Origin of the sequence: Kribbella sp. (assembly GCF_035687465.1) — a bacterium.
Taxonomy (GTDB): Bacteria; Actinomycetota; Actinomycetes; order Propionibacteriales; family Kribbellaceae; genus Kribbella.
In genome coordinates, this window is sequence record NZ_DASRXP010000256.1 from 1 (window position 1) to 11,289 (window position 11,289).

At 67.7% G+C, this 11,289-nt stretch carries 9 protein-coding genes; 5 read left to right on the forward strand and 4 right to left on the reverse strand.

Annotated features, from left to right (window positions below; translation table 11 throughout):
- Positions 1 to 366: 366 nt before the first annotated feature.
- Entirely contained in the window at positions 367 to 1,965 is a 1,599-nt protein-coding gene (locus tag VFG33_RS12810; RefSeq protein ID WP_325025882.1) for a carboxylesterase/lipase family protein, read from the reverse strand.
- Positions 1,966 to 2,095: 130 nt separating this feature from the next.
- Between VFG33_RS12810 and VFG33_RS12815 the strand changes: the two genes are divergently transcribed.
- Both VFG33_RS12815 and VFG33_RS12820 read left to right on the forward strand, forming a co-directional pair.
- Positions 2,096 to 4,951, forward strand: coding sequence for a DEAD/DEAH box helicase (locus tag VFG33_RS12815; RefSeq protein WP_325025884.1), 2,856 nt, complete (start codon positions 2,096 to 2,098; stop codon positions 4,949 to 4,951).
- 81 nt (positions 4,952 to 5,032) lie between these two features.
- Positions 5,033 to 6,292, forward strand: a complete 1,260-nt coding sequence (locus tag VFG33_RS12820) for a serine hydrolase domain-containing protein (protein ID WP_325025886.1) — start codon at positions 5,033 to 5,035, stop codon at positions 6,290 to 6,292.
- Between the two features lie 70 nt (positions 6,293 to 6,362).
- On the opposite strand, the gene VFG33_RS12825 is transcribed toward VFG33_RS12820, so the two are convergent.
- Positions 6,363 to 7,655, reverse strand: a complete 1,293-nt coding sequence (locus VFG33_RS12825) for a glycoside hydrolase domain-containing protein (RefSeq protein WP_325025889.1) — start codon at positions 7,653 to 7,655, stop codon at positions 6,363 to 6,365.
- 65 nt (positions 7,656 to 7,720) lie between these two features.
- Positions 7,721 to 8,239, reverse strand: a complete 519-nt coding sequence (locus VFG33_RS12830) for an SbtR family transcriptional regulator (RefSeq protein ID WP_325025891.1) — start codon at positions 8,237 to 8,239, stop codon at positions 7,721 to 7,723.
- A 79-nt stretch (positions 8,240 to 8,318) separates the two neighbouring features.
- Here VFG33_RS12830 and VFG33_RS12835 point away from each other — a divergent pair, with 79 nt between their 5' ends.
- Both VFG33_RS12835 and VFG33_RS12840 read left to right on the forward strand, forming a co-directional pair.
- A complete protein-coding gene (locus tag VFG33_RS12835; RefSeq protein WP_325025893.1) occupies positions 8,319 to 8,720 on the forward strand; it encodes a nuclear transport factor 2 family protein in 402 nt (133 codons plus the stop codon).
- Between the two features lie 26 nt (positions 8,721 to 8,746).
- Positions 8,747 to 9,229 carry a GyrI-like domain-containing protein gene (locus VFG33_RS12840; protein WP_325025896.1) on the forward strand — a complete coding sequence of 161 codons (483 nt, stop codon included), beginning with the start codon at positions 8,747 to 8,749 and terminating at the stop codon, positions 9,227 to 9,229.
- On the opposite strand, the gene VFG33_RS12845 is transcribed toward VFG33_RS12840, so the two are convergent.
- A complete protein-coding gene (locus VFG33_RS12845) occupies positions 9,226 to 10,296 on the reverse strand; it encodes an oleate hydratase (RefSeq protein WP_325025898.1) in 1,071 nt (356 codons plus the stop codon). The two genes, VFG33_RS12840 and VFG33_RS12845, sit on opposite strands and share 4 nt — an antisense overlap.
- 52 nt (positions 10,297 to 10,348) lie before the next feature.
- On the opposite strand from VFG33_RS12845, the gene VFG33_RS12850 reads away from it, so the two are divergent.
- Entirely contained in the window at positions 10,349 to 11,257 is a 909-nt protein-coding gene (locus VFG33_RS12850) for a LysR family transcriptional regulator (protein ID WP_325025900.1), read from the forward strand.
- Positions 11,258 to 11,289 lie beyond the last annotated feature (32 nt).

Consider the following 11,289-nt stretch of genomic DNA (forward strand, 5'->3'; position numbering starts at 1 on the left):
CTCCGGGCGTAGCTGCGTCCTTCCCTGGTCGTGGTGAGGTGTGTCAAGGGTCGAACTTGTTCGAGCCCGAAGGGCCGCGAAGCGCCCTTGACTCACCTCACCGCGACTAGCAAACTCACGCAGCCCGGCGACGCGAACCACCCACACCTACCCGCGAACCACACGCACCCATGCACCCGCGAACCACCCGTGCCGACGAACCCGCGAACCACGTCGGACTGTCGACACGCGAACCATCGCGTCGGGTCGGCAGCACCGTTAGATCCACGGGCCCCCCGCAGTGACCGCTTGTCCGTACCAGCGGGATGTTTTCCAGCGTTGCGCCCACGCGCAGGCTTTCGAGGACGGAGCCTAGAGCGACGGAGGTCAGAGGGACCAGAAGTCGCAGTGGTGGGTGGTGTTCAGGTTGATCTGGGTGATTCCGCCTAGTTGGAGGGACTGGGTGGTTGTTGGGCCGGCTTGGAGGGGTTTCCAGGTGGGGACGCCCGGGCCGTTGGGGTTGCCGGTGCGGGCGAAGTTTGTCCAGTAGCGGAGCATCGTCTTGGAGAGTCCGGTCTGGGCCTGGTTGAGGGTGGCCAGTGGGCTGAAGTCGAACAGGTACGGGAGTTCCGACGAGTGGTACGCGTCGGATTGGTAGCCCGGCGGGAAGTAGACGTAGGCCGGTGCTGTCCGGTCCGCGAAGGAGAACGTGTAGACCGGCACCTTGCGCGCCATCAGCCGGGAAGACTTCAGCGACGGGCAGACCCAGCCCCGATCGGTGGCGACCGTGTTCCAGGCCTGGATCGGTGACTGGTACGCCGTCACCGGGTACTCCTTCTCCACCGCGGCCGCCTGGTCGCCGAAGCTCTTCACCAGGTTGGCCCGGTACCCCGCGGCGTCCATCGGGCCGCCGAGTTCGTACAGCCAGCCGAAGTAGGCCTGCTCGTCCCGGGTGTTGCCCTCCATCACCGGCACTCGGTTGAACGTCCCGTACTTCAACGCCTTCCGCGGTTCGATCGGCAACAGGCGCGTTCCGTACCCGGCTTGGGTGAAGTCGGCGACCTGCAGCAGCTTCAGGGGATCGGCTTTGCGAAGGCAGGCGAGGTCGCTGCAGCCCAACTTGGCAGCCGCGGTCCTGCCCTTGGCGGCGATCTCCTTGGCGGGCACCCACCAATGCTTCTCCGGACTGTCAGGGTAGTTTCCGTTCGTGGGGTAGTTCATCTCGCACGAACCGCTCTCGATGATCGCTCGGTCGAACAGGCCGGCGGCGGTCGGTGACGCCAACTGTCCGCAGGTGGACAGTCCGCCGGCCGATTCGCCCAGCACGGTGACGTTGTATGGGTCGCCGCCGAAGGCCCTCGCGTTGGCGCGCACCCAGCGCAGCGCCGCCTGCTGGTCCGCGAGCCCGTAGGTGCCGGATTCCGGCAGACCCGGGTAGCCGAAGAATCCCATCGTCGCCAGGCGGTAGTTCACCGTCACCACGACGACGTCACCGGTCTGGGAGAGCCACCGGCCGTCGTAGTCACTGCCGCTACCGGCGCCCCATCCGCCGCCGTGGAGCCAGACCATCACCGGCCGGCCCTTGCCGGCGGCGTTGGGCGTGGTGACGTTCAGGTAGAGGCAGTCCTCGGAGGAGCCTGGCAGAAGCGCGTCGCCGGTGGTGTTCAGCTGCGTGCAGATAGCGCCCGGTTCGGTCGCGTCCCGTACGCCGGACCAGGCCGCGGCCGGCTGTGGAAGTTCGAAGCGCCGGTCGCCGACGGGCGGCGCGGCGAAGGGAATGCCCTGGAACACCCGTGATTGCGCGTCGGCTGTTCCCCGCACCAGCCCCTTGTCGGTCCTCACGACCTCGCCGGCCGGGCCGACCACATCGACCCCAGTTCGCAGTACAGGCTCGTCGGCGGCAGCGGATATCGCGGTGAGACCCAGCGTGATAGTCAGTCCAGCGGCCAGGGCGGCCACGGACCGTCGAATACCTCGTGTAGTCATAGCCGCACTCTAAGCAGCAAGGATGTCCGCTTCGGATCAGGCGAAAGTATCGACCGTGATGACTTCCGGCTGACTCTGCGCTCCGTGGGCCCGGCGTGGTTCTGGGGGTGGCGTCGCATAGATTGGGGGCATGAGCACCCCGTCCGAGAAGTATGCCGTTTTCCGCTCGGACCAGGAGCATCCCGCCGTGAAGGAGTTCCGGGCGCTCTACGACTTCGAGCTGGACGAGTTCCAGTTGCGCGCGTGCGCCGCCCTGGAGGACGGCCATCAGGTACTGGTCGCGGCGCCGACCGGGTCGGGCAAGACCCTGGTGGGGGAGTTCGCGGTGCACCTCGCGCTGCAGCGGGGGCAGAAGTGCTTCTACACCACCCCGATCAAGGCCCTCAGCAACCAGAAGTACGCCGACCTGGTCCGTCGGTACGGCAGCGAGAACGTGGGCCTGCTGACCGGGGACAACTCGATCAACTCCGAGGCGCCGATCGTGGTGATGACCACCGAGGTCCTGCGGAACATGCTGTACGCCGCGTCGCAGACCCTGCTCGGACTGTCCTACGTGGTGATGGACGAGGTGCATTACCTGGCCGACCGGTCCCGTGGTGCGGTCTGGGAAGAGGTGATCATCCACCTGCCGGACTCGGTCGCGGTGGTGTCGCTGTCCGCCACGGTGAGCAACGCTGAGGAGTTCGGCGACTGGCTGGAGACCGTCCGCGGGAACACGGTGGTCGTGCTGGAGGAGAAGCGGCCGGTGCCGCTGTTCCAGCACGTCATGGTGGGCAAGCGGCTGCACGATCTGTTCGCGGGTGAGGCCCCGACCGCGCGCGTGGGTGCGCCCGCGCAGTACGGGCCGCAGGGCAAGCAGAGCCGGTCCGGCAACCCGGCCAAATCGGTTGAGGCGGTGAAGGGTCCGGACATCAAGGACCTGGTGAACCCGCAGCTGGTGCGGATCGCGCGGGACGACAGCAGGATCTTCCGGGACGACTCGCGCAAACCCCGCCGGCGCCGGGATCTGCCGAAGACCCGGCCGGGCCGGTCGCACTTCACGCCGTACCGCTCGGATGTGGTGGAGGAGCTGGACGCGGGCGCGTTGCTGCCGGCGATCTACTTCATCTTCTCCCGCAAGGGTTGTGAGGACGCGATGCTGCAGTGCCTGCGGTCCGGGCTGCGGCTGACCAAGCCGAGCGAGCGGGACGAGATCAAGCGGGTGCTGGCCGAGCGCACCTCCGAGCTGCCGGACGAGGATCTCGGCGTGCTCGGGTACCACGACTTCGCCGAGGCGCTCAGCCGCGGCATCGCCGCGCACCACGCCGGCATGCTGGCCGCGTTCAAGGAGGTCGTCGAGGAGCTGTTCGCACGCGGCCTGATCAAAGTCGTGTTCGCCACCGAGACGCTTGCCCTGGGCATCAACATGCCGGCGCGCACGGTGGTCCTCGAGAAGCTCTCGAAGTGGAACGGCGAGACGCACGCGGACATCACGCCGGGGGAGTACACCCAGCTCACCGGTCGTGCGGGTCGTCGCGGCATCGACGTCGAAGGCCACGCGGTCGTGCTGTGGCAGCCAGGGTTCGACCCGCGCGCAGTCGCCGGTCTGGCGAGCACTCGTACGTATCCGCTGCGCTCGTCGTTCTCCCCGTCGTACAACATGGCGGTGAACCTGGTCCGTCAGGTCGGGCGGGCCAGGGCCCGCGACATGCTGGAGTTGTCCTTCGCGCAGTTCCAGTCCGACCAGGCGGTCGTCGGGCTGGCGCGGCAGGTGCAGCGCAACAACGAGGCGCTCGAGGGGTACAAGGAGTCGATCGACTGTCATCTCGGCGACTTCCTCGAGTACGCCGATCTGCGGCGCAGGATCGGCGAGCGCGAATCGTCGGGCTCGAAGCGCCGCAAGCTGGATCGCCGGGTCGAGGCGCAGGAGTCGCTGGAGAAGCTGCGGATCGGCGACATCATCCGGATCCCGGCGGGCCGGAGTGCGGGCTGGGCCCTGGTGCTCGACCCGGGCGTCCGGTCCGAGCGCGAGGGACCGCGGCCGACCGTGCTGACGCTGGACCGGCAGGTGCGCAAGCTGTCGATGATCGACTTCCCGACCCCGGTCGCGTCGATCAGTTCGTTGCGGGTGCCGAAGAAGTTCAACCCGCGCAACCCGCAGCAGCGGCGCGAGCTTGCCCACGTACTGCGAGGTCGTACGGACATGCTCGGCGAGGAAGGGCCGCCGTCGTCCCGCAGCCGCAACGGCGATGTGGTCACCCACGCGGACGACCCGGAGTTGCAGGAGATGCGGGCGGAACTGCGCGCACATCCCTGCCACGGGTGCTCGGATCGCGAGGACCACGCACGCTGGGCCGAGCGGTACTTCCGGCTGGACCGGGAGAACCGCGACGTGCAGCGCAAGATCGAGCAGCGGACGAACACCATCGCCCGGCAGTTCGACCGGGTCTGCCAGGTGCTGGACGCGCTGCACTACCTCGAGGGCGACAAGACCACCGAGGCGGGCGACCGGCTGTCGCGGATCTACGCCGAGCTCGACCTGGTCGCGGCCGAGTGCCTGCGGCAGGGCGTGTTCGACGATCTCGACGGTCCGCAGTTGGCTGCCTGCCTGGCGGCCCTGGTCTACGAGTCGCGGTCGAAGGACGAGCCGACATCGCCGCGGTTGCCGCGGGGTGAGGTCCGGGACGCGCTGGAGCGGATGGGTCGGATCTGGCGGGACTTGTCGGCGCTGGAGCGGGACATGCGGGTCGACTTCCTCCGGCCGATGGATCTCGGGTTCTGCTGGGCGGCGTACCGGTGGGCCTCGGGTGCGTCGCTGGCCGAGGTGCTCTACGAGTCGGATCTGGCCGCGGGCGATTTCGTTCGTTGGGTGAAGCAACTGATCGACCTCACCGAGCAGGTCGCGGACGCCGCCGGGCCGACTCCGCTCCGGCGAACGGCACGCGCCGTCACGGACCAGATTCGCCGTGGTGTGATCTCGTACGCCTCCGTGGTCGACGAGCCCTAGGGCGTGTCTCCCTAGGCGACCCCTTCGCGTTGTAGGAATAGACGACTACACCCCCCTGTGGATCGAAGGAGATCACCTCCCGTGGAATTGTCGCGCCGCAAATTCGGCAAGATCGCCCTAGCGACGGGAGCAGCGGCCGCAGCCGGTACTGCGCTCGCCCGGTCAGCGGATGGTGCCGCGACCTGGCGAACCACCGGCACCGCCGTACCGGCGCTGAGCGGTTTCGACACCCAGATGAAGACCTTCATGCAGGCCCGCGGTATCACCGGTGGACAGGTCGCGGTCACCTACAAGGGCCGGCTGGTGCTTGCCCGCGGCTACAGCACCTCCAGCACGCTGACTGTCCAGCCCACCTCGCTGTTCCGGGTCGCGAGCGTGTCGAAGTCGTTCACCGCGGCCGCGATCGTGAAGCTCGTGCAGGACGGCAAGCTGAGCCTCTCGACGCCGGTCGGCAACATCATCGACATCACCCCACAGGCCGGCCAGACCAAGGACTCGCGCTGGTCGACCATCACGCTGTGGAAGCTGCTTCAGCATCTCGGCGGCTTCGATCGCGACGTCTCGGGCGACCCGAACTTCAAGGACGCCACGATCGCCAAGGCGCTCGGTGTACCGATGGAGCTTCACTCCGCGGACGTGATCAAGTACATGGCCGGCCAGAAACTCGACTTCGCGCCGGGCACCAAGTACGCGTACTCCAACTTCGGATACATGCTGGCCGGCCGGGTGATCGAGAAGGCCAGCGGCCTGAGCTACGCCAGCTACGTGCAGCAGAAGTTGCTTACTCCGTTGAAGATCAAGCGGATGGTCCAGGGCTACACCATCGCGAAGCACGCCGGCGAGACGTCGTACGACTCGCAGTACACCGGGCGCACCGTGCTGGACATGTCGGGCGCAACGGTCGCCGCGCCGTACGGGTCGTTCAGCATGCGCATCCAGGACGCCAACGGCGGCTGGCTCGCGGCGGCGCCGGACCTGGTCCGCTGGGCGAAGATGTTCGATGCGCCGTCGAGCGTGCTGAACAGCACCTCGCTGAGCCGGTTCTGGTCGAAGCCCTCGATCGGCGCCAACGCCGACGGCTCGTACTACGGTCTCGGCTGGCAGATCCGCCCGGTGACGACGGGCGGCACCGGGCGCAACACCTGGCACACGGGCAGCATGCCGGGGACGTTCAGCATCCTGGTCCGGACGTACAACGGGATGAGCTGGGCCGCGCTGTTCAACCGTCGCGACGACGCCAGCGGCAAGTCGTACGGCGACATCGACCAGGCCCTGTGGACCGCGGCCAACGGCGTCAAGACCTGGCCCACGAACGACCTCTTCCCGACGTACTTCGCCTGAGCACTGCGCCGTTGCCGTTGCGTCCGAAGAACCGAGGGGCCTGCCCCACGGTCCTTCGGACGTAAGGGTTTTAGCAGCGGCGGGTGGGGGCGGTGTAGGTGGTGTTGCTGGCGGTGGCTACGTAGTAGTCGGTGACGTAGCTGCCGTCGGGCAGGCGGTTCCAGACCGAGGTGGTGGCGACCTGGGTGCCGCTGCGCTGACAGGTCACCCACGCGAGCGAACCGGTCGGCAGCGTGCCCAACACGTCGTACGACGTACCGGGACCGCTCCGTCGACTGAGGTTCGCGGTGGTGGTCTGGTACGGGTAGAGGCAGGCTGGGATCGGATAGGTGTACCCGGTGTTCGACGCTGTGTTGACGTAGTTGTCGGTGACATAGGCGCCGGTTGTCAGCCTGTTCCACACCGTGGTGGTTCCGACCTGCGGGCCGTAGGTCTGGCACACCACTCGCACGGCGGAACCACTCGGATAGTTCGTCGCGAGTGGGTAGGACCAAGCAGGTCCGGTGCGCGCACTCACGTTGCCGGTGATGGTGTAGTTGAAGCCGACGGAGGCCACAGGCGCGTCGAACCGGTCGCGGTCGATGTTGAGGGTCACGCCGTTGTAGGTCTCGGTGTGGTCGCCTTGATACTGCTTGGCTCTCTGGCCGACGGCCCAGTTGGCGTTGTTGATCTTCGGCCAGTTGGTGAGGCTGTTGTTCAAGTCCCAGCGCGCGATCCACAGTGCGTCCGGCCGGGCGTAGGACGCGTAGTTGTACGCACCCGACAGGTGCCACGCTCCCGAATCCTGGTGTGCGTAGACACCAGAGACATACCCCTGCCGGTGGAGCTCCTTGGTCCAGGACGACAGATAGCGCAGTACGACGTCGCGGCAGGCAGCGTTGTTCGCGACATAGTGCTCCATGTCGCCATAGATCGCGCTGCCACCGACGAGCCCGAGTGCCTTCGCCTTCGCAACCGCGTCCGCAGCTGCGCTGGTTGCTTGGGAGGACGCGGTCGTCAGTGAGGACGACATTTTGAACGGCTTCGTACTCAGGGTGCAGGGAGCCTGCCAGCCCATGTAGATCGGGATCAGCCGCCAGCCCATCCGGGTCACGCTGCTCACCCAACTCGCGGTCAGTTGCGGCTGCGCGCAGCCGCGGTTGTTGCCGCCGATGTAGATCCCGATCGCCCTGAACGGCGACGAGTTCCAGGCCGTCATCTGCGCGACGGTCGGCGCAGTACAGGTGTCGAACGCGAGACCTGCGTACCTCGTCGCGGTCGAGCCCGGCGGATAGGCGACCGAGGTCGCCGGCTCAGCGGCCGCGGGAGCCGCCGCGCCCAGAATCAGCGCACAACTGACCACCAGAAGCTTGAACCGCAGCACCGCGACCATCCCCCTGAACCGAACCCCACCTGCAGTACACGCCTCAAATCCGAGACTCGCAATGGTCAGCCCGGTGCCAGCCCACCGAACACGATCCCGAGCGTGCGCCGCTGCAGATCCGCCGTCCAACCAGCCTGCTGCGCAGCCTGCGACAAGGCGGTCATCAGCGCCATCACCTCATCAACCTGTACTGCGTCTCGCACGTCCCCGGCTGATTGCGCCCGGGCCAGCAGACGGGCGGTCGCGTCGGTCAGCCCGCGCAGGGCGTCGCCGAGGTCGATGCCCTGCTGGGAAAGGGCTTCGACGACGGTCCGGGTGGATGCCGACTCGTCGACGACTGCCGTGATGAAGCTGAAGAGATCGGTGCTGTCAGCCAGTTCCGAGAGCCGCTGCAGCGACTGCTTCATGATCGCCGCGAGCAGCGCGTCCTTCGTCGGGAAGTGCCGGAAGATCGTGCCCACGGCGACGCCGGCCCGCGTCGCCACCTGCTGGGTGGTCGCTGTTGGACCGTGCTCGGCAAAGACCTCCGCCGCGGCAGCGAGGATCGCCGTCCGGTTCCGTTGGGCATCGGCGCGAAGTTCCATGATCTCCCTAGCAAGATGAGTCGCCACTCACTATAGTGGCAACAACCTGAGCGGTGACTCATCTTTAGGAGGTCCTGTCATGACGGAACTGCGGGCGATGATCGAGCGGATGGGCGCGGCCTGGACGGGCGATCCCGCGGCGTGGGATGACGCGCTGGCCGAGGACGTGGTGATGGAGACGCCGTTCGCCCCGGGCGGCGCCAGGACCTGGATCGGTCGCGAGGAGTGGATCGCCTTCGCCGGGCCCAGCCGGGCTCAGTTGCCGGTCCGGTTCGACGAGTTCGAGGTCGTCGCAGTGCACGAGACGCTCGATCCGGAGGTTGCGGTGGTCGAGTACGAACTCGGCGGGGTCATCACTTCCACCGGACGTCGCGACCGCGCCCGCTTCATCGGCGTACTGCGGGTTCGCGACGGCAAGATCGCGGCCTGGCGCGAGTACCAGAACACTCACGCCATCCTGGCCGTGCTTGCGGCAGGATGAGGGGGACTCGTCGACGAGGAGGAACGATGGCGGAGAAGCCGAGCATTGTGGAGCGCGAGGAGCAGCCGTATGTGGCGCTCAAGGCCAAGGTCGCGATGAACGGGATCGGGGCGTTCGCGGATCGGACGCCCGAGGTCTTCGGCTGGCTGGCCGCGCGCAACGTCGAGCCGGTCGGGGAGGTCTTCTTCAAGTACGACGTGGTCGACATGGAGAACGGGCTGGTGATGGAGATCGGTTTACCGGTGGAGGAACCGCAGACCGGTGAGCAGGAGATCGTCGCGGGCGTGCTCCCGGCCGGTCGCTACGCCAGCGTGACCCACTTCGGTCACCCGGACGGGCTGATGGACGCCACCCGCGACCTGCTCGCCTGGGCCGACGAGGAGGGCCTGGAGTGGGATGTCGACGGCGACACGTGGGGCTGCCGCCTCGAGGTTTACAAATCGGACCCGATCGACACCCCGGACATGAACGAGTGGGAGACCGAGCTCCTCTTCCGGCTGCGCAGCTAGACCGCTGTGCGAGCGGGGGCGGGGCGGAGGAGGTCGCGGAGTTCGCGGGCGGCGGCGAAGCCGGCGCGGTTGCCGCCGATGGTGCTTGCCGAGGGCCCGTAACCGATCAGGTGCAGGCGCGGCTCGAGCACGGTATGGGTGCCGTCCATCCGGACCCCACCTGAGGGCTCCCGCAAGTGCAGCGGCGCCAGATGCGCGAGGTCGGCGCGGAAGCCTGTCGCCCAAAGGATCGCGTCCACGGCCAGCTCACGCCCATCCGCCCAACGCACTCCGGTCGGCATGATCCGCTCGAACATCGGCAACCGCGTGTACACGCCACGCCGAAAGGCCGCCTGCTCCTGCTCGCGCAACTGCAGACCGGTCACGGCGACCACACTCTTCGGCGGCAGCCCGGCGCGGACTCGTTCCTCGACCTTGGCGATGATCGCCCGACCGATCTCCGGCCCGAACTCCTTGTCCGTACGCCATTCCGGCTCCCGGCGCGTCACCCACGTAGTACTGGCGACCTCCGAGATCTCCGCGAGCAACTGCACCGCGGACGCGCCACCGCCAACCACCAGGACGTGCTGCCCGGTGAACTCCGAAGGCCCGTTGTAGTCGGCCGTGTGTAACTGCCGGCCCTTGAACGTCTCGATCCCCGGATACCAGGGCAGGAACGGCCGGGTCCACGTGCCGGTCGCGTTCACGATCGCGTCCGCGACCCAGGTCTCGCGATCCGTACGCACCTCGAATGCGCCGTCCACCGACCGCACACTCTCGACGATCACCGGTCGCACCACCGGCAGGTTGAACCGAGCCTCGTAGTCGGCGAAGTACCGCGGCACGAACTCGTTCGCCCGTTCCTCGTCCGCACTCTCCGGTACCGCGACCCCCGGCAGGTTCGCGATCCCGTGCACGTCGTGCATGGTGAGGGTGTCCCAGCGGTGCTGCCAGGCGCCACCCGGGGCCGGGTTGCGATCCAGTACCACGACCTCGTCGTACGGGGTGAATCCCATCCTGACCAGGTGATACGCGGCCGAGAGCCCGGCCTGGCCGGCTCCGATCACCACCACCTGGGTCCTCTTCACACTGCTTGCAACATCGCCAGCACGCCCGGCTGTTCCCGGCTAGCGTGTCGCCATGGACCTCACGGGCGCGTACGGGTACCGGCTGGACTGGATCGTCAGCTTCGTCGCCGTCGCCCGGTACGGCGGCTTCTCGGCGGCTGCGAAGGCAGTCTTCCGCGGCCAATCCCGAATCAGCGAGCACGTCGCCGAGCTGGAGAAGGCCCTCGGCGTCCAACTTTTCGACCGTACTGCGCACCCGGTGGCTCTGACCCCGGAAGGGCGCGCGTTGTTACCCCACGCCGAGGAGATCCTCACCCGCCTGGATCTCCTGGCAGACCTTTCCACCGGGGGACAGGTCCGGTTCGGCGCCTACCCGAGTGCGGCCGCCTGGCTCTTCCCGCAGGTCGCGAGTCGGCTCCAGCGTGAGCATCCCGGGATCCGGTTGCTGCTGCACGAAGGTCCGAGCATCGACCTGGAGGAGGCGCTGAACCGGGGCGAGATCGACCTGGCCATCCGGCCGGTGCACCCGCTGGTGGCGAACAGTGAACTGGAGCACGAACTGCTGTGGAGGGAGCCGCTGGTCGCCGTCTTCCAGCTGGATCACCCACTGGCGACGGCGGACACGGTCTCCCTGGCCGAGCTCGCGACGCTACCGCTGATCTCGATCGGGGAGACGTCGGGCTCGCGGCAGTTCGAGTCTCACCTGGCCTTCGCCTCGGCAGGCCTGAACCCGCCGAGCGCCTTCCGGACCAACCAGCCGCAGACCCTGCTGGCGCTGGTGCGACGAGGTCTGGGGACCGGGGTCACCAACGCGCTGGCGATGACGACGGGCAACCTTGACGGAGTACGGCTGGTCCCTATCCGCGACGCCGGCGTCGACCGCCAGGTCGCAGTCTTCTGGCACCGCAACCGCCCCCGCTCCCCAGCCCTCGACCACGTCATCACCCTGATCCGCGCCGTACCACCACCCACCTGGCCCTAGAAACGCAGGGTCGTTTCGCAGAGGGCGAGGCA